The sequence below is a fragment of the Longimicrobiaceae bacterium genome (assembly GCA_035696245.1).
In the GTDB taxonomy this organism is placed as follows: Bacteria; Gemmatimonadota; Gemmatimonadetes; order Longimicrobiales; family Longimicrobiaceae; genus DASRQW01.
Genome location: DASRQW010000295.1, coordinates 1 through 21,685 on the forward strand (window position 1 = coordinate 1; position 21,685 = coordinate 21,685).

Sequence of the window (21,685 nt, forward strand, 5' to 3'; positions counted from 1 at the left end):
CCGGAACGACGAAGAAGCCGGCCCGCGACCGGGAACTCGGTCAGGACCGGCTTCTTCCTATGAACGGCGGCAGGAAACGAGACCTGCGCTTGGGCGTGACCACTACGATGCGGATGAAGTCGTTCTTGTCGTTCACCACCAGCTCGCAGTAGTACAGCCCGGATGGCACTCTTCTGCCGTTCAGGTCCCTCCCGTCCCAGTACGCCAGCTTACGCCCTGGCTGCGTGTACCGGAGGTTGGTGACCTTCACGTCCTTGCCCCGCGGGTGGCCTACCGCCGTGGGCACCGCTACCAGCTGACGAAGCACGTTGTAGATGCGGATGGAGACGACCCCCGGCTGTCCATCCTTGAACAATCTCTCTTCCAGGTAGAACGGGATCCACGTCTCGGGGTTGACGGGATTCGGCGAGTTCTGCTCCAGGCGGAAGCCCTTTGCCGCTTGTGCCGGCAGCGACTCCTCCGGGTCCTGGGCCCGCAATTTCGGGGGGGAGAGAAACCCGTAGATCACGAGAAGGAGGAGCAGAACAGCGGGCGCGCGATTCATCGGCACCTCTCTGTTCGTGTGGGTACGGTGCTACTCCTCCGGCGTGGGGGAAGCGGGGAACGTGTGTGCCCGGACGTGCGCAGTATACCCGCGCCGCCCGGCGGAATCAAGGAACACCCGGCCGCTCCGCGAGGGGGCGGCGGAAGCGAAAGTGCGGCTTCGGTTTGGTGTTACGCGCGGGCGTGGCAGCTTCGCGTCCGGCCCGCATCTGCATCTCCGGGCGCCCGCCGCGATCCGGCGGCGAGCGGGGTGCACAGGGAGACGCGTACCCCCTGGCGGCCCGGGAGTGCCACCCTCTGCGTCACGGTTCCGCGGGGCGGACGAAGAGCTCCAGCGAGCGGAACGGGCGGTCGTGCGCCAGCTGCGCCTCCAGGAAGGCGCGAAGCAGCGCCCGGTGCACGCCCGTGCTCCCCAGCCGCTCCACCGGCTCGCCGCGCACCATCGCGCGAAGCTCGGCTCGCGCGGCGGGGTCGAAGATGCGGCCCACGGGGCGGCAGCGGGTGCAGGCGACTCCCCCGCCCTGCACGTCGAACCGCACGGCCTCGTCCGGCTCCAGCACGCGGCCACAGGAGACGCACACGTCCGTCTGCGGCTCGAAGCCGAGCAGGCCGACGACCGTCCACACGCCGGCGAACACCGCCCGCTCCGTTTCGTCCGCCCCGGCGGCCGCCGCGGCGGCGATGTCGTCCCAGGCGGCGACCAGCGCCTCGAACAGTGCCGGGTGCGGCTCCTCGGTGGCGCTGCGGAGGGCGATCTCCACCAGCAGCGAGGCGCCCGCGAAGGCAGCCAGGCTGCGGCCCAGCGCCTGCCTGCTGCGGACCAGGTCGAAGCCGCCCAGCGTGTGCAGGTCGCGCCCTTCCTTCAGGTAGAACGACGCGCTGCCCTCGGTGAACGGCTCCAGCACGCCGCCGAAGCGGCTCTTGGGCCGCAGCGCGCCCTTCGCCATCACGGAGCGGACGCCGTGATCCCAGGTGAAGAGGCGCAGGATCTTGCTGGTCTCGCTGTACGGGAACGCCTGGAGGACGAGGGCGCGCGTGGTGACCAGCGGCACGGCGGCCTTCCTATCGGGGTTCGGCGCCGGACCCGGAGCCGTCGTACGCCTGTCCGCCCACGGCCGCGGGCGGGGCCTTCCACGCGTCGTCGGACGAATCGCCGTCCGCCGGCGTATCGTCCCGCATCGCATCTCCCGTGTCGTTCGGGGGAGACGACGCGCGGCCGGACTGGCGGATCGCGACGCCGGCGCCGGCGAGGAGGAGCAGCCCCGCGACGGCGATGGCGGCGATCTTGGGATCGACGGGCGCGGGCGTGGGCACGTCCCAGGAGAGGACGACGCGGGCGCCGGGGCGCAGGTTCGCGCCGTTGAACTGCACGTACTTCTCGCTGTCCGCCGCGAACGGCTTCGGGCCGGAGAGGCCCGCGACGGATGCCTTGGGCGCGGGCTGGCGGATGAAGACGTTGAGCGAGTCGGTCGCGCTGGCGACCTGGATGGGCAGCGAGCTTCGGCCGGCTAGGACGTGGTAGCGGATGAACAGCTCGCGCGCGCCGGGCGTGATGGGCGCGGTGATGTACACGCGGTCGCCCATGTGCGCGACCTCGCCCTGCACCACCTCGCCCTCGCCCACCTCGAACGCGGTGATGCCGTGCGGCACCGGCAGGCTCCACACCGGCTTGCTGCTGCCGGGCACGATGGTGCGGTGCGAGCGGTTGTCCACGCGCACGATCTCGCCCACCTCCCACCCGCCCTGCGCCTCGGGGATCAGCGCCACGTCGCGCCGGGCGATGCGCACCGAGTCCACCGCCGCGGGGGCGGAGGTGGTGTCGTACGCCTGGAGGCGGTAGCCGTCGCGCGCGTCGCCCGCGTGCAGCGGCGGGCCGAAGTAGCGCACCCCGTCCACCTCGGCCGTGGCGAAGAAGACGGTGAAGCCCGCGTCGGCCGAGACGGAGGGGACGGCGACGGCGAACGAGCCGTCGGGCGACGTCACGGTCTTGGCGACGGGGCCGGAGGCGGTGCGGGTCACGCGGTGCAGCGTCACGGGCACGCCGCCCACTCCGCCGGACTCGCGCACTACGTGGCCGCGCAGGGTCTGCTGCGCGGCCGCGGGAAGGGCGAGCAGCGCCAGGAGGAGCAGCGCCGCGCAGGCCGGGCCGGCGGCGCGGAAGTTCGGTCGGAACAGGGTCACGGGTTGAAGCGTCCCAGGTCTTCGGGGTTGAGCTTGCGCAGGTACTCCTGGAGCTGCTCGGGGTTGAGCTTCGGCTTCGGCTCGCCGCCCTCGCTCTCGTCGTCGTCGTCCGATGCCGTCTCGTCCGGCTCCGGCGAGTGCATCTCGATGGTCGTGGCGGTCAGGAGCTCGTCGTCGGCGTACAGGTCCGACTGCGTGCGCAGGGCGATGGCGATGGAGTCCGACGGGCGCGCATCGACCGTGAACACCTCGTCGCCGCGCTGGATCACCAGCTCGGCGAAGTAGGTGTTCTCCTGCACGCGGGTGATGAGCACGCGCGTGAGCGTGCCCCCCAGCCCGCGGATGAGCGCGGGGAAGAGGTCGTGCGTGAGCGGGCGCGGGAAGCGCATCCCCGCCATCTCCATGGCGATGGCGCTCGCCTCGGCCGGGCCGATCCAGATGGGCAGCACGCGCTCGCCCCCCGCCTCCTGGAGGATGACGACGGGCGACTTGGTGCTCTGGTCCAGCCCCAGGCTCTGTACCCTGACTTTGATCATGCTGCCGTCCAAATGGCGCGAGGTGGCGGCGCTGCGGAGGTCCGCACGCGCCGCCACCTCGGTGGTCGCTCGGGCGCCGGAACCTGCCCCGGCGCGTGGTCCCTCAAGCTTCGGGCCGCGGCGTGCGTGCGCCGCGGATCCGGAGGGGAGCCCTCCGGCGGGCTACTGCCCCGCGGCCGTGCGCAGGTCGTCCGCGCGGTCGGTGCGCTCCCACGGGAACAGCACCACCGGCGTGCCGTTGCCGGCTTCGACGGACTGGCGGCCGAAGTGGCCGTACGCCGCGGTGGGCTTGTAGATCGGCTTGCGCAGGTCGAGCGCCTTGATGATCTCGCCCGGGCGGAAGTCGAACACGTCGCGCACCGCCTTCTCGATCGCCTCGTCGCCCACCGTGCCGGTGCCGAACGTGTCCACGCGCACGCTCACCGGCTCGGCCACGCCGATGGCGTAGGCCAGCTGGATCTCGCAGCGCCGCGCCAGGCCTGCCGCCACGATGTTCTTGGCCGCCCACCGCGCCGCGTACGCCGCCGAGCGGTCCACCTTGGTCGGGTCCTTGCCGCTGAAGGCGCCGCCGCCGTGCCGGCCCATGCCGCCGTACGTGTCCACGATGATCTTGCGGCCCGTGAGCCCCGCGTCGCCGTGCGGCCCGCCGATCACGAAGCGGCCGGTGGGGTTGATGTGGAACGTGCACGAGTCCAGGTCCAGCAGCTCCGCCGGCAGCGACGGGACGATCACCTTCTCGATGATCTCTTCGCGGATCTCCTCGTTGGTCACGTCCTCGGCGTGCTGCGTGCTGATGACCACGGTGTCGATGCGCACCGGGCGGTCGCCCTCGTACTCCACCGTCACCTGGCTCTTCCCGTCGGGCCGCAGCCAGTGGAGCTTGCCGTTCTTGCGCACGTCGCTCAGCCGCTCGGCCAGGCGGTGCGCCAGGTGGATGGGCAGCGGCATCAGCACGTCGGTGTCGTCGCTCGCGAAGCCGAACATCATGCCCTGGTCGCCCGCGCCGCCCACGTCCACACCCTGCGAGATGTCGGGGCTCTGCTTGCCGATGGCCACCATCACGCCGCAGGTGTTGCCGCCGATGCCGTAGCTGGCGTCGGTGTACCCGATGCCGTTGAGCGTGCCGCGCACCAGCGCGGGGATGTCCACGTACGTGTCGGTGGTGATCTCGCCCGCCACGACCGCGAGGCCGGTGGTGACCAGCGTCTCGCAGGCCACGCGGCCGGTGGGGTCGCTCTCCAGGATCGCGTCGAGCACTGCGTCCGAGATCTGGTCGGCGATCTTGTCGGGGTGTCCCTCGGTCACGGACTCCGAGGTGAAAAGCTGGCGGTTCGAAGCCACGACCGCTCCTGTGTTGTGTGATGGTTGGTTACGGATGCTGCGAAAGCGGGGCAAGATACGCCGTCAGGCGGGCTCCGACAAGCTCCACGACCCGGTGAGCTTGCCCAGGTCAAGCACCTGGCCCAGGTGCCCGGAGAGGATGCGCATCACCTGGTCGGGCGTCTCCGCCTTGAGCGCCTCGGCGACCGCCAGGGCGGCGTCGGCGTGGCTCACCGAGCGGATCACCTTCTTGATCTCGGCCAGCGCAGAAGGGCCCACGCTGAGCGAGCTGACCTGCATCCCGATCAGCATGAAGGCGCCCAGCGGGTTGCCCGCCAGCTCGCCGCACACGGTGACCTCGATGCCCGCCGCCCGGCCCGCGTCGGCCGTCATCGCTAGGAGGCGGACGACGGCGGGGTGGAAGGGGTTGTAGAGTCGGGCCAGCCGCGAGTTGCCGCGGTCCACCGCCAGCGTGTACTGCGTGAGGTCGTTGGTGCCGATGGAGAAGAAGTCCACGTACCGCGCCAGCTCGGGCGACGACAGCGCCGCCGCCGGCGTCTCCACCATCGCCCCGAGGACGTACTTGCGCGGCATGGGGATCCCCTCCGCCGCCAGCTCCTCGATGCACGACTCGATCAGCTTGCGCGTCGCCAGCACCTCGGCGACCTCGTTGACCAGCGGGATCATGATGCGGACGTCGCCGTGCGGCATCGTCCGCAGCAGCGCGCGGAGCTGCGTGCGGAAGATGGCGGGCTCGTCCAGGCACACGCGGATGGCGCGCCAGCCCAGGAACGGGTTCTCCTCCGGCTGCATGTGCAGGAACGCCGGGAACTTGTCGCCGCCCAGGTCGAAGGTGCGGATGACCACCGGCTGCCCGGGGAACGCGTCCGCCACCTGGCGATACGCCCGGTACTGCTCCTCCTCCCCCGGCGCCGTGCCGCGGCCGACGACCAGGAACTCGGTGCGGTAGAGGCCGATGCCGTCCGCCCCGTGCGCCTTGGCCGAGACGGCCTCGCCCGGCAAGTCGATGTTGGACCGCAGCTCCACCCGCAGGCCGTCGCGCGTGACCGGCTCCAGGTGCGCGAGGAGCACCAGCTCCTGCTCCCACTCGCGGATCTGGAAGTCGCGCTCGCGGTAGGTCTCCTTGTCCTCCTCGGTGGGGAGGACGATCACGCGGCCCGAGCGCCCGTCCAGCACCAGCTCGTCGCCCTCGCGCACGTGCTCGCTGAAGTCGCCCAGCGACACGACGCAGGGGATGTCCATCGACCGCGCCAGGATGGACGAGTGCGACGTGCGCGTGCCTAGGTCGGTCGCGATGCCCACCACCTGGCGCGGGTCGAGCTGCACGGTGAGGCTGGGCGTCAGCTCCCGCGCCACCAGCACCACCTTCTGGTCGCTGCGGGCGGTGAGGTCCGGATCTGGGAGGTCCAGCAGACGGCGGAGGACCCGCGTCTGCACGTCCGCCAGGTCGTTCAGGCGGTCCAGCACCATGGGATGGGAGGTGTGCGACATCGCGCTCTCCCACTCCAGCACCCGCCACTCGAACGCGCGCTCGGCACTGAGGTGGCTCTCGCGGATGTAGCCGATGGTGCCCTGGATCAGGTCGGCGTCCTCGAGCATCAGCACCTGCGGCTCGAAGATCTGCGCCTCCACCTCGCCCATGCGCTCCACGGTGCGCGCCTGGAGCTCGCGGATGCGCTCCTTGGCCCACTCGCACGCGTCCAGGAAGCGCGCGATCTCGGCCTCCACGTCACCGGGCGCCACCGTGACGCCGTGGGGAACGCGCGGCACCTCCCAGCGCAGCACGCGCGCGGGGGCGATCACGATCCCCGGCGCCGCCGGGATGCCGTCGCGGACCAGGGTCACGGCCTCAATCCTCGCCGAAGCGGTTGCGCACCAGCTCCACGAGGGCGCCCACCGCCTGCTCGGCGTCGTCGCCCTGCGCGCGGATCTGCACCTGCGAGCCGCACTCGGCGGCCAGCATCATCACGCCCATGATGCTCTTGGCGCTCACCTCCACCTCGTCCTTGCGGATCCACACGTCGGCCCCGAAGCGGTTGGCGAGCTTCACCAGCTCGGCCGCGGGCCGCGCGTGCAGGCCGTACTTGTTGACGACCGTGACCTCTGAGCTGTGTTCCATCCCCGGGCCCGTCAAGAGGTGCGTACGAATAGGAGCGAGGCCGCGAGCACCGCCAGCAGGGCCGCGAAGGCCACGGGACGAACCCGCAGGCCCAGCGCGATCCCCGCCGCGGCCGCGGCCACGCCGATCAGGTACTCCGTCCCGCGCGCCCCCGCCCCGCCGAAGGCCAGCACCGCGCCCAGGCCGGAGAGCACCGCGCCCGCGTCCGCCGCGCGGTCGCCCAGGCGCTGGAGGGGCGCCTCGCGCAAGGCGCGGCCCACGTTGATGCCGTCGCGCAGCCCTAAGCGCAGGCCCCACGCGCGCAGCGGCAGGTGCAGGGCGTTGTAGGCCAGCAGGAAGGCCGCGGCGCCGGCCCACCACGGCGCCCCGGCCAGGTACACGCACAGCCCCAGCAGCGCGCTCGCCGGCCGCCACACCAGCCACACCAGGCGGTCGCCCAGCGAGCCCAGCGAGCCGCGGAGGGCGTTCTTGAAGCGCAGGACCAGCTCGGGCGGAGCGCCGTCTGCCTCCAGCCGCGCGACCGCGCCGGCAGCCACCGTCACCAGGTACGGGTGGCTGTTGAAGAGCTCCGCGTGGCGTGCCAGCGCGGCGCGCAGCTTCACGGGGTCGTGGCCGTGCACGGCGCGCAGCGCGGGGAGCAGCAGGAATGCGAAACCCGTGCCGATCAGGGTCTGGTAGTTCCACGACCCCTGCACCGCGAAGCTGCGCAGCAGCAGCCTTCTCCGCACCCCGGGACCCAGCGCGCTCATCGCAGCCACAGCAGCGCCGCGCCGCCCGCCGCGCCCGCCAGGAAGAGCGGCCAGCGCCGCGTGCCGAAGAGCCGCAGCGCTGCCGCGATCCCCGCCGCCGCCACCGCCGCCAGCGCCAGCCGAGCGACCCGCTCGTCGCTCCCGTCGAACGACGGGAGGAGACGGAGGATGCCCATCAACAGGAGCATCGCCACCAGCGTCAGCGCCACGCCGCGGCCGAAGTCCATCGCCATCGCCCGCAGGTGGCGCCGCTCGATGGACGCGACGTCGATCTCCTCGTCCGCCGCGGGAACGGCGATGCGCACGTTCATCTGGCGGAGGCGCTGCACCGTCGCGCCGCTCACCCACTCCCACAGCATGCAGCAGACGACGGTCACCAGCAGCGCCATCCACGAGCCCGTGCTCACCGCGAACGCGACGCCGCCCGCGACGGCGGGCGGGCCGCCCTCCGGGTAGCGCGACGCACCGACCGGGAGGACGCCGAGGTGCAGCGCTTCCAGCACCGCGCCCAGCAGCGCGCCGCGGACGGGATCGCCCGCCAGGACGCCGCCGAGGGTGGCCGCGACGATGGGGCGCGACAGCATCACCTGGCCCAGCGAGGTGGCGTCGAGCGCGGCCACTCCGCCCACGAGCGACGCGGCAGCCAGGGTGCCGGGGCCGGGATTCACGTCACTGCCCCGCCGCCAGCTCTTCGAGCGGCACGCGCCGCGAGCCGGGCAAGTCGCGGGCGGAGAAGGTCACGCCCTTCCCCACAGCCGCGCGCAGCTGCGCCACCTCGTCCGCGTTCAGGTGCAGGTACGGCAGCACGCGCGTGCGCCCCTCCGCGTGGTGGATCCCGCCCAGGTTCACCTCGTCGCCGCGCAGGCCGCCGTCCGCCGCCATGCGCGCCACCGTCGCCACGTCGCGCACCAGGACGATGGTGCGGTGCGACGCGTCCGCGCGCCAGCCGGGCATCTGCGCCAGAGCCTCGTCGACCGAGAGGAAGCTCGCCTCTATCTCCGGCGGCACGCCCAGGCAGTACAGCTCCTGCTCCCAGGGGCTGGCCGCGATGGGGTCGTCGGCGACGACGATGCGGTCGGCGTGCAGCGGGCCTCCCCAGCCCACCACCACCTGGCCGTGGATCAGCCGCTCGTCCACCCGGAAGAGCACTATCGGCATGCCGGCGCCTCGCGGCAGCTCGCGGTGATGCCCGCCCTGCCCTTCTCCACCAGCCGCTGCGCCAGCTCCGCCAGCGGCAGCTCGCGCTGGAAGATGAAGTCCAGAAGCAGAGGCAGGTTAGCGCCCGACACGAGGGCCGTCTCCGGCCGCTCCAGGGCGATGCGCCGCGCCGCGATGGCGCAGCTGCCGCTGACAAGGTCGGTGAAGACGATCACCGGGCCCGCGCCCATGGCCTCGTTCAGGTCGCGCTGCAACGCCTCGGGCCCGCAGGCGTCGTTGCTGAGCGCCACCAGCGCGTCCTCGCCCGCGCCCGAGATCTGGCGCGCGGCGGCCACCAGCCCGTTCGCCAGGCTGCTGTGCGCCACCACCACCCCACGCACCGGCTCACTCATAGTCTTCCTCCAGGTACTCCGACGCGCCGCCCATCCGGGCCTGAAGCCGCTGGTTGAAGAGCACGGCGGAGTTCACGCCCGAGAACTTGAGCAGGTGGTTCATCGCCACCACCTCGCACACGACCGTGATGTTCTTGCCCGGCACCAGCGGGATCACCGCCTTCGGGACCGGCACGCCGAGGATGTCCATCGTCTGCATGTCCAGCCCAGTCCGGTCGTACGTCGCCCCCTCGTCCCACACCTCGAGCTGCACGACCACCTCCACCCGCTTCTGCTGCCGTATCGCGCGGATGCCGAAGAGCTTGCGGACGTCGATGATGCCCACGCCGCGGATCTCCATGTGGTGCCGCTGGAGGTCGTGGCCCTTGCCGATCAGCACCTCGTTGCCGCGTCTGGAGATCATCACCAGGTCGTCGGCGACCAGGCGGTGACCGCGCTCCACCAGGTCCAGCACCGTCTCGCTCTTGCCGATGCCGCTGCGGCCCATGAAGAAGAGGCCCACCCCGTACACGTCCGCCAGCGACCCGTGCATGGTGGTGGACGGCGCGAAGCGCTCCTCCACGAACGGCTTGATGCGCGTGTAGAACTCCGCCGTCTTCAGCGCCGTGCGGATGACCGGCGTGCCGCGCTCGTTGGCGATGGCGATCATCCCGTCGGGAGGCTCCTGGCCCTTGGTGATGAAGACGACCGGCGGGGTGAAGGCGAAGAACTCGCTGATGGCGTGGTGCCGCCGCTCGTCGTCGAGCGACTCCAGGAAGGCGACCTCCGTCTCCCCCAGCACCTGCATGCGGTCCGCGGGGAAGCGCTCGGTGTAGCCGGTGAGCACCAGGCCGGGACTGGAGATGTCGGGCCCGCCGATCTCGCGGGCCAGCCCGCGCTCGTCGGTCAGCAGCTCCAGCGCGAGCGCGTCCTTCTTGGTCCGGAGAAGCTCGTCGACGGTGAGTGGGCGCAAGATCTTACGGCCTCCCTGTAGTGCGGGGTTCCCTCCAAGTGCCGGCACCGGCCATCACTGCCGTTCCCCTCCTGCCGACCCACCCCAACCCTCCGGCCGGTAGGGTGCGGACCTGCGTGTCCGCCCGTCCATCCGCCGCGACACCATATCCGCGCCGCGACATCCTCGCTACGGAAACGCGGAGGCACACACAGGTGCCCCCCTACCGAGACAGCAGCGCAAGCTTCGAAATTCGGACCCGACATTGCGGCATCGAAGGGCGCGGACCTGCGCGTCCACCCGCCTCTCCGCCGCGACACCGGACCGGAATCGCGAAGATCAGGCTCCCCTACCCCAGGCAGTTTTGGGGGAGGGGCTGGGGGAGGGGGCCCCCCTCGCCCCGGCGATCACCGCCTCCAGATGCGCCTCCGTCTGCTCCGCCGACGCATCCCATGTGAACCCGGCGGCGAACTCCAGCGCGCCGCGACCCAGGCGCTCCATCTCCGCCCGGTCGGCGGCGAGGGACCGCAGCGCGTCCGCCAGCGCGGGCACGTCCGCGTGGGGAACGATCAAGCCCGTGCGCCCGTGAACGACCGACTCGCGCAGGCCGGGCGAGTCGCTGACCACGGCGGGCGTGCCGCACGCCGCCGCCTCGATGTTCGTGATCCCCCAGCCCTCTTTCGGCGAGGGGAGGACCGTCGCCCAGGCGCGCCGCATCAGGTCGCGCTTGCGCTCCTCGCTCACGAAGCCCTCGAAGCTCACCCGGTCCTCCAGCCCCATCCGCTCCACGAGCGCACGCAGCCGCGGCTCCTCGTCCCCGCGCCCGGCGATCTGCAAGCGCGCAGCCACGCCCTCACCCTTGAGCCGCGCGATCGCCTCCACCGCCAGGTCCACGCGCTTGTACCGCTTGAGACGGCCGATGAAGAGGAACGTCGGCTCGGTCGCGCGATGCACCGCCGGGTCCGGGTGGAAGACGGCGAGGTCCACGCCGTTGTGGATGATGGCGATGTCCTCTCGGCGCAGACCGCGCGCCACCAGGTCGTCCGCCGTGCTCTCCGACACCGCCTCGGTCGGCACGCCGCGGTATACGAGGCCGATCGGACGTTCGAGCAGCCAGGTGGCCGCGGCGAACGGCGCCGCCGCCTCGCGGAAGGCCGTGGTGCCGAACAGGTGATGGACGAGCAGGACGAGCGGGCTGCGCGACCAGAACCGCGCGAACACCGGCACCTTGTTCAGGTCCTCCACCACCACGTCGAATCCCCGCTCGGCGAGATGCCGCCGGTAGTAGCCGGGGCAGACGACGTTGAACGTGTGGCGCGAGCCCACGCGGTGGACGTCCATCCCATCGAGCTGCACCCGCTTCGGGGCACCCTCCCAGCCGGAGACGAGCAGCGTCACCTCGTGCCCGCGCGCCGCCAGCCGGCCGAAGATCTCGTGGAGGTGCGTCTCGGCGCCGCCGGACAGAGGGTTCTCGCGGTCCTGCCAGTTGACGACCAGGACCTTCACGGAGCGCCCGCGGCCTCCCCGGGAGCGATGCGGCGCATCACCGCGTCCAGCACGCCGTTCACGAAGCGCGGGCTCTCGTTGGTCCCGTACTTCTCCGCCAGCTGCACCATCTCGCGGATGGTCATGCGCGGCGCCACGTCGTCCACGAAGCGCATCTCCGCCACACCCAGGCGCAGCACGTTGCGGTCGATGACGGCCAGGCGGTTCATCCGCCAGTTGGTCAGCGACTCCTCGATGTCCGAATCGATCTGCTTGATGTTGGCGACGACCAGGCGGACCAGGATCTCCGCGTAGGGACGGTTGGAGGCGGACACGCGCAGCTCGTCGAACAGCTCGGTGAGAACCCGCATCCCCGAATCGACCGTGGAGCCCTTCACCTCCCACGCGTACAGCGCCTGGAGCGCCCAGCCGCGGGCCCGGCTGCGGTTCCTCACTTCGCTTCCTCCGCCGCGAAGCGGGCGTACAGGTCGGCCATCTCCAGCGCCACCATCGCCGCGTCCCAGCCCTTGTTGCCCGCCTTGGTCCCCGCACGCTCGATCGCCTGCTCGATGCTGTCGGTGGTCAGCACGCCGAAGACCACGGGCACCTTCGCGTCCGCGCCGACCGCCGCCGTCCCGTTCGCCGCCGCGCCCGCCACGTAGTCGAAGTGCGGCGTGCCGCCACGGATCACGGCGCCCAGCGCGATCAGCGCGTCGAAGCGCCCGGTGCGCTCCAGCAGCCGCAGCGCGCCGGGAATCTCCCACGCGCCCGGCACCCACACGGCCTCGATCGCGTCGTCGTCCACGCCGTGGCGCAGCAGGCAGTCGCGCGCGCCGGCCAGCAGCTGCTTCGTCACCAGCTCGTTGAAGCGGCCCACGACGATGCCGAAGCGCCGTCCGTCGCCGCGGAGGAACCCGCTGTGCTCGATCATCCCGTCCCCGTCTCCCGAATATGGAATCTCCCGGCTCACGCCGGCAGCAGGTGCCCCATCTTGTCGCGCTTGGTGGCCAGGTACTCGTGGTTGTGCGGGTTGGGCGCGATCTCCAGCGGCACCTGCTCCGCCACCGACAGCCCGTACCCGTCGAGTCCGACGATCTTCTTCGGGTTGTTGGTCAGGAAGCGCACGGTGGTGAGCCCCAGGTCGAGCAGGATCTGCGCCCCGATGCCGTAGTCGCGGAGGTCGGGCAGGAAGCCGAGCGCCTCGTTGGCCTGCACGGTGTCCATCCCCTCGTCCTGCAGGTTGTACGCGCGCAGCTTGTTCACCAGCCCGATCCCCCGCCCTTCCTGGCGCAGGTACACGATCACGCCGCGCCCCTCCTGGTCGATCCGCCGCATGGCGGCGTCGAGCTGCTCGCCGCAGTCGCAGCGCATGGAGTGGAACACGTCGCCGGTCAGACACTCCGAGTGCATGCGGACGAGCACCTCGCCGGCGCCCTCCACCTCGCCCTTCACCATCGCCACGTGGTCGTGCTGATCCACCTCGTTGCGGTAGGCGATGATGCGCCATTCGCCGAACGGGGTGGGGATGACGGCCTCCACCTCGCGGTGCACCAGGCGCTCGCGCTTCAGGCGGTGCGCGACGATCTGGGCGACGGTGATGAACTTCAGCCCGTGCTTGGCCGCGAACTCCTCCAGCTCCGGCCGGCGCGCCATCGTCCCGTCATCGTTCAGGATCTCACAGATCACGCCCGCCGGCGTCAGCCCCGCCATGCGGGCCAGGTCCACCGACGCCTCCGTCTGCCCCACGCGGCGGAGCACGCCGCCCGCGCGCGCGCGCAGCGGGAAGACGTGGCCGGGCCGCCGCAGGTCCATGGGCACGCTCTCCGGGTCGATGCACACCTGGATCGTCTTCGCGCGGTCCGACGCGCTGATCCCCGTAGTCACGCCGAAACGCGCCGCCGCATCTACCGAAACGGTGAACGCCGTGCCCTGCGCCTCGGTGTTGTGGTCGCTCATCGCCCGCAGGTCAAGCTCGTCCGCCCGCTCCGCGGTGAGGGCGAGGCAGATGAGGCCGCGGCCGTGCGTGGCCATGAAGTTGATGATCTCCGGCGTGATCGCCGAGGCAGCGCAGACGAGGTCGCCCTCGTTCTCGCGGTCCTCGTCGTCGGCCACGATCACCATCTTCCCGTCGCGTATGTCCTGCAGCGCCTCTTCCACGCTGTCGAATGGCATCTTCTCCACCCTCTCGTCCGGGACCTGCTCGTCGCGCCGCGGCATGGGCGTCTCGGCCATCAATACCCCCACGCCTTCAGAAGCTCCCCGCCGTCCTGCGCCGCCTGCCCGCCCGTGGGCGCGCCCAGGAGGCGGCGCACGTACTTGCCGATCATGTCGCCCTCCACGTTCACGCCGTCGCCCTCGCGCAGGTCGGCGATGGCGGTGTGGCTCCAGGTGAAGGGGATGATGGACACCTGCACCGTGCCCGGCTCCGGCAGGTCGTTCACCGTGAGGCTGATGCCGTTGAGCGTGATGGAGCCGTGCAGCACCGTCACCGACGCCACCTCCGGCGGCACGGTGAAGTCGATGAGCACCAGCTCCTCCTGCGGGTCGATGCGCGTCACGCGGCCCACGCCGTCCACGTGCCCCTGCACCATGTGGCCGCCGAGCCGCGCGCCCAGCTGCATCGCCCGTTCGAGGTTGACGCGCTGGCCGGGTTTGAACGCGCCGAACGTCGTGCGTCCCAGCGTGGTCGCCACCGCCTGCACGGAGAAGCCGTCGCCGGTGAGCGACGTCACCGTCTGGCACGCGCCGTCCACGCTGATGCTGTCGCCCAGGCCAAGATTCTCCAGCACCGCCTCGGCCGCGATGGCGATGACGACGCCGTTGCCCTCGGGCGTGACGGACGAGATGGTGCCTACTTCTTCCACGATGCCGGTGAACAACGCTGCTACTCGCGAGCCAGGGTGATCAGGGTGTCGGCGCCGAACGCTTGTGTGTCCAGCCGCCGCCAGCGGTGCGCCTCGTGGATCGCGGGGCTGCCGATCCGCCCGAACGCGTCCAGCCCCTGGGGGCCGAGCAGCACGGGTGCATAGAAGATGTACAGCCTGTCAACCACCTCCGCATCCAGCAGCGAACCCGCCAGCCCCGCGCCGCCTTCCACGAGCAGCGAGCGGGCACCTTCCTGGCGCAGCATCCACAGCCAGTCCGTGAGGCCGTCGCCGGGAAGGACGATCACGCCCGCATCGTCCATGGCGTTCAACCGCCCGCCCGTCGGGACGAACTCGCAGAAGTCGATCACCGGCACCTGCGCCGCGGTCCGTGCCAGGTAGCTGTCCGGCTGCAGCATGAGATGCCGGTCGAATACCACGCGGATGGGCGGCTTCCTGGGCTGGAGCGGGCCCCGCACCGTGAGTTGCGGGTCGTCCGCCTCGGCCGTGCCGATGCCCACGCCGATGGCGTCGAACCCCGCGCGCAGGCGGTGCACCTCGGCCCGCGCCTCCTCGCCCGTGATCCAGACCGAGCGCCGGTCGCGATCCGCAATACGCGAATCCAGCGTCAGCGCCAGCTTGAGGGCGATGAACGGCCGGGCATAGTTCCCGTGTGCGTGGAAGAAGACCGCGTTCACGTCCCGCGCCGCCTGCTCCTCCACTCCTCCCGTAACCTCGATCCCTGCATCGCGGAGGACGGACGCTCCGCCCGCGGCCTTCGGATTCGGGTCGGCCGCGGCGTAGACGACGCGGGAGACTCCCGGGGCGATCAGCGCATCCGTGCACGGCGGAGTCTTCCCGAAGTGCGAGCAGGGCTCCAGCGTCACGTACGCCGTCGCGCCCCGCGCCGCATCTCCCGCCGCCCGCAGCGCCTCCACCTCCGCGTGCGGCTCGCCGTACTCCGTGTGCCAGCCTTCACCGACGACGTTCCCGTCGCGGACGATCACGCAGCCGACCATCGGGTTCGGCGCGACGCGTCCCCAGCCGCGCACCGCCAGGTCCAGCGCTCGCCGCATCCACAGCGCGTCGTCGGGCCCGAGCGCGCCGTCCGCCACCGCTAGAGCGACAGGCGGAAGCCGACGCTGCCGAAGAACGTGCCCTTCTTCGGGTCGAAGCCGCCGCTGCCCTGCTGATATCCCGCGATGGGGTCGCCGCCGCGCATCCACCCCGCCTCGGCCGCCAGCGTGCCGACGAGGATGGTGAGCGACCCGTCCGCGAAGGCGGAGAGGCGGCTGCTGGTGAGCTTCGACCCCGCGGGACGGTAGATGCGCGTCGAGCCGTTCCCGGTCGCCGGCGCCGTCGGATCGTCGTAGCGCACGGCGTACGACACGTCGCTGCTGAACCGGTCGTAGCCGATCCCGCCCGTCAGCCCCAGGCCCAGCAGGCGCTTGCTGATGGCCGCGCGCGTGCTCCAGTTCGTCAGGTCGAAGTGGATCTCGCCCGGGTTGCCGCCGCCCGTGCAGAAGCTGGTGGACGGTCCCGCCGGGCTCTCTCCGCCCGTGCAGACGCTGCCGAAATCCACCGTCCCCAGCTTGCGGTACGTCTCCGTGATGGAGATGCCGGGCGTGGTGAACGACTCGCGCAGCAGGCCCACGCGGACGCCGCCGCCGTACGAGGTGGACGAGCCGCCGAACCGCTTGCTGCCGATGCGCAGCGGCAGCCACGTCGCACTCCCGACAAGGTCGATCGCCCCGACGCCGCCGATGGTGGGCGCCACGCTCACGCCGGGGAAGACGCCGATGGACGCGTTCGCGCCGAGCGCCGGCGCGGGCACGCCCAGCCGGTCGTTCAGCGCCTTGGTCGATCCGCCCGCCTGGCTGGCGATGATCTCCGGCAGGCGCACGAACACGCCGTTCACGCGCACGGAAAGGCTGGCGCGCGGTAGGATGCCGAGATGGATGCCGCCGGTGCTCGCCGTCCCCAGCGTCGGGTTGCCACTCGCGATCAGGATCCCGAGCTGCGGCTGCGCAGACACGGCAGCCTGCGCCACGGCGTAGCAGGTCTCCTGCGCCGTCTGCGGCAGGCCGGGATTCCCGCACGGTGCGGCCAGCGACTCCTGCGCGACCGCGGGCGCGGCGGCCAGGCCGAGCGCGAGCGTTGCCAGGGTGATGCGCTTCATATCCATCATACGTCCGGAGTTCTGTCGATTTCGGTTCATCGGCTACGCGAGCACGACCGAGCGAGCGCCGGGCACGATCTCGCCCGCGACCCACGCACGCTCGCCCGCCGCGGAAAGCTCGGCCACGACGGCGTCCGCGCGGTCGGGGGAGACGACGGCGACCATGCCCACGCCCATGTTGAAGGCGCGGAACATCTCGTCCCGCTCCACCCCGCCCTCGCGCTGGAGGACGCGGAACACCGGCGGCACCTCCCACGACGACAGGTCGAACCGCGCGTCCAGCCCATCCGGAAGGATGCGCGGCACGTTGTCCACCAGCCCGCCGCCGGTGATGTGCGCCAGCCCGCGGACCTCTCCGCGCTCGATGAGCGGCGTCAGCGGCTTCAGGTACGAGCGATGGACGCGCAGGAGCACGTCCGCCACGCTGCCGTCCTCGTCCGGAAACGCATCATCTACAGACAAGCCCATGCGGTCGAAGACGATGCGGCGCGCGAGCGAGTAGCCGTTCGTGTGGAGTCCGGACGACGCGAGCGCGACGATCGCATCTCCCGCCTGGATCGCGGAGCCGTCGATCACGCGCGCCTCGTCCACCACGCCGACGATGGTGCCGGCGAGGTCGTACTCGCCGGGCGAGTACATGTCCGGCATCTCCGCCGTCTCGCCGCCCAGCAGCGCGCAGCCGTTGGCGCGGCAGCCGCGGGCGATGCCCTCCACCAGCGTCTCCACCGTGCCCGGCGTCAGCTTTCCGAGGCCCACGTAGTCCAGGAAGAAGAGCGGCCGCGCGCCCTGGACGAGGATGTCGTTCACGCAGTGGTTGACCAGGTCCTCGCCCACCGTGCCGTGCCGCCCGGCCATGAACGCCACCTTCAGCTTCGTCCCCACCCCGTCCGTGCTGGCGACCAGCACCGGGCGGGCCACGTCGCCCGGCACGCGGTACAGGCCGCCGAACGAGCCGAGGGACGAGAGCGTGTCTGCCGTGGCCGTGGAGCGCACCAGCTCCGCCACGCCGCGCATCGCGACGTGCGCCGCGTCTATGTCGACGCCGGCGTCGCGGTACGACAGCCCGGTCTCAGACACCGGCTTCGGCGCCCACGTGCAGGTCGAACACCGTCATCTCGCGGAACGAGCGCATCCGCTCCTCCACCTCTTCCGTGGTCAGGTCTCGCAGCCGGTCTACCGAGAACTTCTCGCAGGCGTACGAGCCCATCACGCTGCCGTAGACCACGGCGCGCCGCAGGTCCACGTCGTCCAGCCGGCCGCACTGCGCCAGGTGGCCCATGAAGCCGCCCGCGAAGCAGTCGCCCGCGCCGGTGGGGTCGAACACCTCCTCCAGCGGGTAGCCCGGCGCGAAGAAGACGGAGTTCGGCGTGAAGAGGATCGCGCCGTGCTCGCCCTTCTTGATGATGAGGTAGCGCGGGCCGCGCGCCTGGATCCACTTGGCCGCGCGCGCCAGGTTGAAGTCACCGGACAGCTCGCGCGCCTCACCGTCGTTCACCAGCAGCAGGTCGACCTTGGCGAGGAGACGGAGAAGGTCGTCCTTCTTCGACTCGATCCAGTAGTTCATGGTGTCGCACGCCACGAACTTCGGCTTGCGGATCTGGTCCAGCACGTCCAGCTGCAGCACCGGGTCGATGTTGCCCAGGAAGACCATCTCCGCGTCGCGGAACTCCTCGGGGATGCGCGGCGCGAAGTCCGCGAACACGCCCAGCCGCGTCTCCAGCGTCTCGCGCGAGTTCAGGTCGAAGCTGTACACGCCGCTCCACCGGAAGCTCTCGCCCTGCGCCGTCTCCAGCCCGCCCAGGTCCACCCCGCGGTCCGAGAGGAAGCTGAGCGCGTCCACGGGGTAGTCGTCGCCAACCACGCCCACCAGCTGCACGGGCGCGAAGAGCGACGCAGCGGCGCTGAAGAAGGTGGCCGAGCCGCCCAGCGCGTCGTCCGCGCGGCCGAAGGGCGTTTCCACGGTGTCGAGCGCGACGCTGCCGACGACGAGAAGGGACATGATAGGAGGTATCCGCAAAGTGGGGAGTTCAAGGCCGCGGGCACGGGACGGACGTCCACGCATGGAGCGCCGCCGCCCGTGCCCGGACGCGTCGTTGTCTTCGTACGTTCGATGTCCCGCCTGCCCATCCGCCATCCACCCGCGGACGGGCCAGATGCCTACTCCGTCGGCATGGGTGCCGGCAGCATCGCCCCGGGCGGCTAAAGCCGCGGGCTACGACGGCGCGAAGCCCACCTGCGTGGGCTGCCACCGCACCATCGTCCCGCTTTCGGGCCCCCAGCCGCCCGCACCCCATCTTACGGCCCCGCGCTTCTGGTCTCCCCTCTCCCGCTTGCGGGGGAGGGGCCGGGGGAGGGGGCACCCCATCGCCACGCGCCACATCCCCCGAACCGCATGCAGTGTTGGAGGATGCGAAACTGCGATCAGGCCGTAGCGACCGCTTCCGGCGCTTCGCGATCCATCCGCTCCGGCGCGCCGATGCCCAGCACCGCCAGGCCGTTGCGCAGCACGACCTGCACCGCTCGCGCGAGCACCAGCCGGGCGCGCGACAGGTTCTCGTCCACGCCCACCACGCGCAGCGCCGGGTTGCGGTTGCCCGCGTGGTACCACGAGTTCACCGCGCCCGACACCTCTTCCAGGTACGCGCAGATGGCGTGCGGCGTGTGCAGCTCGGCCGCGCTCGCCACCTCTTCCGGGAAGCGGAGGAGCAGCTTCACCAGCTCCGTCTCCGTCTCGTCGCTCAGCAGCTCCAGGTCCGCCGCCGCGGCGCTGATCGCGTCCTTCTCCACGCCCACGCGGCGGAAGATGGAGCTCATGCGCGCGTGGGCGTACTGGATCTTGTAGACCGGGTTCTTGTCGCTCTGGTCCAGCGCCAGGTCCAGGTCGAACGTGAGCTGGGCCTCGGCGCGGCGCATGAGGAAGAAGTAGCGCGTCACGTCCACGCCCACCTCCTCGAACAGGTCGCGCAGCGTGACGTAGTCGCCCGCGCGCTTGCTGAACTTCACCTCCACGCCGCCGCGCAGCACCGTCACCATCTGGTGCAGCACGTACTCGGGGTAACCCTCAGGCATGCCCAGCGCCCGCAGGCCGGCGCGCACGCGGGCCACGGTGCCGTGATGGTCGGCGCCCTGCACGTTGATGGCGCGGTGGAAGCCGCGCTCCCACTTGGTCACGTGATAGGCCACGTCCGGCAGGAAGTACGTGGGATGGCCGGTGCTCTTGACCATCACCCGGTCCTTGTCGTCGCCGAACTCGGTCGTCCGCAGCCACAGCGCGCCGTCCTTCTCGTACGCCAGCCCCGTCGCCTGGAGGCGCGCGAGGGTGTCCTCCACGCGCCCCTCGGTGTACAGCGACGACTCCAGGTAGAAGCAGTCGAAGTGCACCCGCAGGTCGTCCATGTCGCGGTTCTGCTCGGCGCGCAGGCGGCGCACGGCGAACACCCGCATGGCCTCCATCGCCCCGGTGGACTCGTCGTCACGGAACTGGTCGCCGTGCTCGGCCCGGAACTCGGCCGCGATGTCGGAGATGTACTCGCCCTGGTAGCCGTCTTCGGGAAACGGCAGGTCCGCGCCCAGCTGCTGCTGGTAGCGCGTCCACACGCTGCGGGTGAGGCGGTTGATCTGCTCGCCCGCGTCGTTGTAGTAGAACTCGCGGTGCACGCTCCACCCCGCCCACGCCAGCAGCTCGGAGACGGCGTCACCCAGCGCCGCCTGCCGCCCGTGGCCGATGTGCAGCGGGCCGGTGGGGTTGGCGGAGACGAACTCCACCGCCACCCTGCGTCCCTGCCCGTCATCCCCGCGCCCGTACTCGTCGCCGCGCGACAGGATCTCCGCGAGGCCGGTGCGCAGGTAGTCCGTGGCGAGCCGGAAGTTGATGAACCCGGGCCCCGCCACCTCCGCAGAGCGGATGCCCGCCGCAGACGCGCCGATGCGCGCCACCAGCTCGTCCGCGATCTGCCGGGGCGGGCGGCCGAGCTTCTTGGCGAGCGTCATGGCGACGTTGCTCGCCCAGTCGCCGTGCTCGGGGTTGCGCGGGCGTTCCAGGGCCACGGGGTGGTCCGCGTCCACGCCCATCTCGCCCAGCACGCGCGAGATCTCCTGCTGGAGCTTCTGAACCGGCATCTATCCGCTTTCTATCTCGGCTTATTCGCTCTTGGGAGTCGGCTTGGACTCCGCCGGTTTGGGCTCGCTCTTGGCCGCGGGCTTCGCCTCCGCCGGTGCGGAGGACGAGCTGTCGGACGAGGACGAGGAGGACGAAGATCCGCCCTTGTCGGACTCCGCCGCCTTCTTGTACCCGTCGCCGCGGGCGTAGTCGGTGATGTAGAAGCCCGAGCCCTTGAAGACGAGCCCGGCGCCGCCGGAGATGCGCCGCGTGGCAGCCGCGCCACAGGAGGTGCACTCGGCCACCGGCTCGTCCGACATCTTCTGGAACTTCTCGAACTCGTTGCCGCAGCCAGGGCAGCGGTACTCGTACGTTGGCATCTCGGTTGTTCACACCTGCGTTGATTCGACCCCGACAAAACCCGCGTAAGTTAACCCGCGCTCCGGGGGGGTGCAACCAACGGCCGGAGCGCGCGTCCGTGCACCCCGCGCCCCGACATTCGGTGTCGACGCAGGGTCCGCTGGGGCGTCGGTTCATGTGCGGCTCGGACGCCCCCGCATGAGTCGCATGCGATGGAGAACGGCCACCATCCTCCATGCGTCGAAATCAGGAAACCATCCATCAGGAGTATGGTCCCAACAAACGAGGATAATACATGTACGCGATGTGCGGTGGCGCCTCCAGACCGTCACTCACTTGCCGTCGCGAGCACGATGCATTACTACCAAGATCCCTGAACGGATACTGATGGCGTCAACCCCAATCATTGGAGAGCGGATGAAGAAGCTCAAGCTCGACCTCGATCAGGTCCAGGTGTCGTCGTTCGCGGCAGAAGCGCCGGAGCTCGGCCGCGGCACGGTGAACGGTCTCTCCGGCACGTACGACAGCACGATCTTCGCCTGCGGCGAGAGCCACGGCCTGTCGTGCGACTCGTGCTTCCCGCAGCGCTGCCCGCGGATGCCTGCCACGGACTAAGGGCTTGTAAATTAATAACCAGTGCAATTCAGAGGTTTGAGTCCGGCTGGATCGTATAGTTCCACTCACCGTGGAAGGCGTCGCGTTCAAGTCGGATGCTGGCCATCTGTTCGTCTGTCACGGATACCCCGGT

General features: G+C 70.9%; 24 protein-coding genes. 1 reads left to right on the top strand and 23 read right to left on the bottom strand.

Features of this window, described 5'->3' with window-relative positions; genetic code table 11:
- Positions 1-40: 40 nt before the first annotated feature.
- The 23 genes from VFE05_13685 to VFE05_13795 form a co-directional block, all read right to left on the bottom strand.
- Positions 41-544 (bottom strand): hypothetical protein, encoded by a 504-nt coding sequence (locus VFE05_13685; GenBank protein HET6231120.1) that lies wholly within the window; start codon positions 542-544, stop codon positions 41-43.
- Positions 545-845: 301 nt separating this feature from the next.
- Positions 846-1,595: a DNA repair protein RecO gene (gene recO, locus VFE05_13690; GenBank protein HET6231121.1), complete on the bottom strand. Its 750-nt coding sequence runs from the start codon at positions 1,593-1,595 to the stop codon at positions 846-848.
- 10 nt (positions 1,596-1,605) lie between these two features.
- Positions 1,606-2,724, bottom strand: a complete 1,119-nt coding sequence (locus VFE05_13695; GenBank protein HET6231122.1) for a hypothetical protein — start codon at positions 2,722-2,724, stop codon at positions 1,606-1,608.
- Positions 2,721-3,260 carry a bifunctional nuclease family protein gene (locus tag VFE05_13700; GenBank protein ID HET6231123.1) on the bottom strand — a complete coding sequence of 180 codons (540 nt, stop codon included), beginning with the start codon at positions 3,258-3,260 and terminating at the stop codon, positions 2,721-2,723. Before VFE05_13700 ends, VFE05_13695 begins: the two co-directional genes overlap by 4 nt.
- Before the next feature lie 162 nt (positions 3,261-3,422).
- A complete protein-coding gene (gene metK / locus VFE05_13705; GenBank protein ID HET6231124.1) occupies positions 3,423-4,601 on the bottom strand; it encodes a methionine adenosyltransferase in 1,179 nt (392 codons plus the stop codon).
- Between the two features lie 63 nt (positions 4,602-4,664).
- Positions 4,665-6,446: a phosphoenolpyruvate--protein phosphotransferase gene (ptsP, locus tag VFE05_13710; protein HET6231125.1), complete on the bottom strand. Its 1,782-nt coding sequence runs from the start codon at positions 6,444-6,446 to the stop codon at positions 4,665-4,667.
- A 4-nt stretch (positions 6,447-6,450) separates the two neighbouring features.
- Positions 6,451-6,720 (bottom strand): HPr family phosphocarrier protein, encoded by a 270-nt coding sequence (locus VFE05_13715; GenBank protein ID HET6231126.1) that lies wholly within the window; start codon positions 6,718-6,720, stop codon positions 6,451-6,453.
- Between the two features lie 11 nt (positions 6,721-6,731).
- Positions 6,732-7,469, bottom strand: a complete 738-nt coding sequence (locus VFE05_13720; protein HET6231127.1) for a PTS system mannose/fructose/sorbose family transporter subunit IID — start codon at positions 7,467-7,469, stop codon at positions 6,732-6,734.
- Entirely contained in the window at positions 7,466-8,137 is a 672-nt protein-coding gene (locus VFE05_13725; protein ID HET6231128.1) for a PTS sugar transporter subunit IIC, read from the bottom strand. Before VFE05_13725 ends, VFE05_13720 begins: the two co-directional genes overlap by 4 nt.
- A gap of 1 nt (position 8,138) precedes the next feature.
- Complete coding sequence (locus tag VFE05_13730) at positions 8,139-8,627, bottom strand: PTS sugar transporter subunit IIB (GenBank protein ID HET6231129.1); 489 nt, start codon at positions 8,625-8,627, stop codon at positions 8,139-8,141.
- Positions 8,618-9,019 (bottom strand): hypothetical protein, encoded by a 402-nt coding sequence (locus VFE05_13735; GenBank protein HET6231130.1) that lies wholly within the window; start codon positions 9,017-9,019, stop codon positions 8,618-8,620. Before VFE05_13735 ends, VFE05_13730 begins: the two co-directional genes overlap by 10 nt.
- The gene (hprK, locus tag VFE05_13740) at positions 9,012-9,971 is read right to left on the bottom strand and encodes an HPr(Ser) kinase/phosphatase (protein HET6231131.1); all 960 of its coding nucleotides are present in this window, start codon (positions 9,969-9,971) and stop codon (positions 9,012-9,014) included. The genes VFE05_13735 and hprK overlap by 8 nt, the downstream gene beginning before the upstream one ends.
- A gap of 318 nt (positions 9,972-10,289) precedes the next feature.
- Complete coding sequence (locus tag VFE05_13745) at positions 10,290-11,456, bottom strand: glycosyltransferase family 4 protein (protein ID HET6231132.1); 1,167 nt, start codon at positions 11,454-11,456, stop codon at positions 10,290-10,292.
- Positions 11,453-11,890: a transcription antitermination factor NusB gene (gene nusB / locus VFE05_13750; GenBank protein HET6231133.1), complete on the bottom strand. Its 438-nt coding sequence runs from the start codon at positions 11,888-11,890 to the stop codon at positions 11,453-11,455. Before nusB ends, VFE05_13745 begins: the two co-directional genes overlap by 4 nt.
- Complete coding sequence (ribH, locus tag VFE05_13755) at positions 11,887-12,366, bottom strand: 6,7-dimethyl-8-ribityllumazine synthase (GenBank protein HET6231134.1); 480 nt, start codon at positions 12,364-12,366, stop codon at positions 11,887-11,889. Before ribH ends, nusB begins: the two co-directional genes overlap by 4 nt.
- Before the next feature lie 35 nt (positions 12,367-12,401).
- A complete protein-coding gene (locus VFE05_13760; GenBank protein HET6231135.1) occupies positions 12,402-13,667 on the bottom strand; it encodes a bifunctional 3,4-dihydroxy-2-butanone-4-phosphate synthase/GTP cyclohydrolase II in 1,266 nt (421 codons plus the stop codon).
- Positions 13,667-14,314 carry a riboflavin synthase gene (locus tag VFE05_13765; protein HET6231136.1) on the bottom strand — a complete coding sequence of 216 codons (648 nt, stop codon included), beginning with the start codon at positions 14,312-14,314 and terminating at the stop codon, positions 13,667-13,669. The genes VFE05_13760 and VFE05_13765 overlap by 1 nt, the downstream gene beginning before the upstream one ends.
- 5 nt (positions 14,315-14,319) lie before the next feature.
- Positions 14,320-15,414 carry a bifunctional diaminohydroxyphosphoribosylaminopyrimidine deaminase/5-amino-6-(5-phosphoribosylamino)uracil reductase RibD gene (gene ribD, locus VFE05_13770; GenBank protein ID HET6231137.1) on the bottom strand — a complete coding sequence of 365 codons (1,095 nt, stop codon included), beginning with the start codon at positions 15,412-15,414 and terminating at the stop codon, positions 14,320-14,322.
- Positions 15,415-15,416: 2 nt separating this feature from the next.
- Positions 15,417-16,478, bottom strand: coding sequence for a hypothetical protein (locus VFE05_13775; protein HET6231138.1), 1,062 nt, complete (start codon positions 16,476-16,478; stop codon positions 15,417-15,419).
- 42 nt (positions 16,479-16,520) lie between these two features.
- Entirely contained in the window at positions 16,521-17,555 is a 1,035-nt protein-coding gene (gene purM, locus VFE05_13780) for a phosphoribosylformylglycinamidine cyclo-ligase (GenBank protein HET6231139.1), read from the bottom strand.
- On the bottom strand, positions 17,548-18,477 hold the full coding sequence (locus tag VFE05_13785; protein ID HET6231140.1) for a PfkB family carbohydrate kinase: 930 nt from the start codon (positions 18,475-18,477) through the stop codon (positions 17,548-17,550). Before VFE05_13785 ends, purM begins: the two co-directional genes overlap by 8 nt.
- Positions 18,478-18,899: 422 nt before the next feature.
- Complete coding sequence (argS, locus tag VFE05_13790; protein ID HET6231141.1) at positions 18,900-20,597, bottom strand: arginine--tRNA ligase; 1,698 nt, start codon at positions 20,595-20,597, stop codon at positions 18,900-18,902.
- Positions 20,598-20,618: 21 nt separating this feature from the next.
- Positions 20,619-20,957: a zinc ribbon domain-containing protein gene (locus VFE05_13795; GenBank protein ID HET6231142.1), complete on the bottom strand. Its 339-nt coding sequence runs from the start codon at positions 20,955-20,957 to the stop codon at positions 20,619-20,621.
- A 397-nt stretch (positions 20,958-21,354) separates the two neighbouring features.
- On the opposite strand from VFE05_13795, the gene VFE05_13800 reads away from it, so the two are divergent.
- A complete protein-coding gene (locus VFE05_13800; protein HET6231143.1) occupies positions 21,355-21,552 on the top strand; it encodes a hypothetical protein in 198 nt (65 codons plus the stop codon).
- Positions 21,553-21,685 lie beyond the last annotated feature (133 nt).

What these genes read in the sequence shown, in the direction of transcription:
- VFE05_13685 (HET6231120.1), bottom strand. Translation starts at nt 544, where the DNA reads ATGAATCGCGCGCCCGCTGTTCTGCTCCTCCTTCTCGTGATCTACGGG.
- VFE05_13700 (HET6231123.1), bottom strand. Translation starts at nt 3,260, where the DNA reads ATGATCAAAGTCAGGGTACAGAGCCTGGGGCTGGACCAGAGCACCAAG.
- VFE05_13735 (HET6231130.1), bottom strand. Translation starts at nt 9,019, where the DNA reads ATGAGTGAGCCGGTGCGTGGGGTGGTGGTGGCGCACAGCAGCCTGGCG.
- ribH (HET6231134.1), bottom strand. Translation starts at nt 12,366, where the DNA reads ATGATCGAGCACAGCGGGTTCCTCCGCGGCGACGGACGGCGCTTCGGC.
- VFE05_13720 (HET6231127.1), bottom strand. Translation starts at nt 7,469, where the DNA reads ATGAGCGCGCTGGGTCCCGGGGTGCGGAGAAGGCTGCTGCTGCGCAGC.
- VFE05_13795 (HET6231142.1), bottom strand. Translation starts at nt 20,957, where the DNA reads ATGCCAACGTACGAGTACCGCTGCCCTGGCTGCGGCAACGAGTTCGAG.
- VFE05_13730 (HET6231129.1), bottom strand. Translation starts at nt 8,627, where the DNA reads ATGCCGATAGTGCTCTTCCGGGTGGACGAGCGGCTGATCCACGGCCAG.
- VFE05_13775 (HET6231138.1), bottom strand. Translation starts at nt 16,478, where the DNA reads ATGAAGCGCATCACCCTGGCAACGCTCGCGCTCGGCCTGGCCGCCGCG.
- argS (HET6231141.1), bottom strand. Translation starts at nt 20,597, where the DNA reads ATGCCGGTTCAGAAGCTCCAGCAGGAGATCTCGCGCGTGCTGGGCGAG.
- VFE05_13800 (HET6231143.1), top strand. Translation starts at nt 21,355, where the DNA reads ATGAAGAAGCTCAAGCTCGACCTCGATCAGGTCCAGGTGTCGTCGTTC.
- VFE05_13785 (HET6231140.1), bottom strand. Translation starts at nt 18,477, where the DNA reads ATGTCCCTTCTCGTCGTCGGCAGCGTCGCGCTCGACACCGTGGAAACG.
- VFE05_13760 (HET6231135.1), bottom strand. Translation starts at nt 13,667, where the DNA reads ATGGCCGAGACGCCCATGCCGCGGCGCGACGAGCAGGTCCCGGACGAG.
- VFE05_13715 (HET6231126.1), bottom strand. Translation starts at nt 6,720, where the DNA reads ATGGAACACAGCTCAGAGGTCACGGTCGTCAACAAGTACGGCCTGCAC.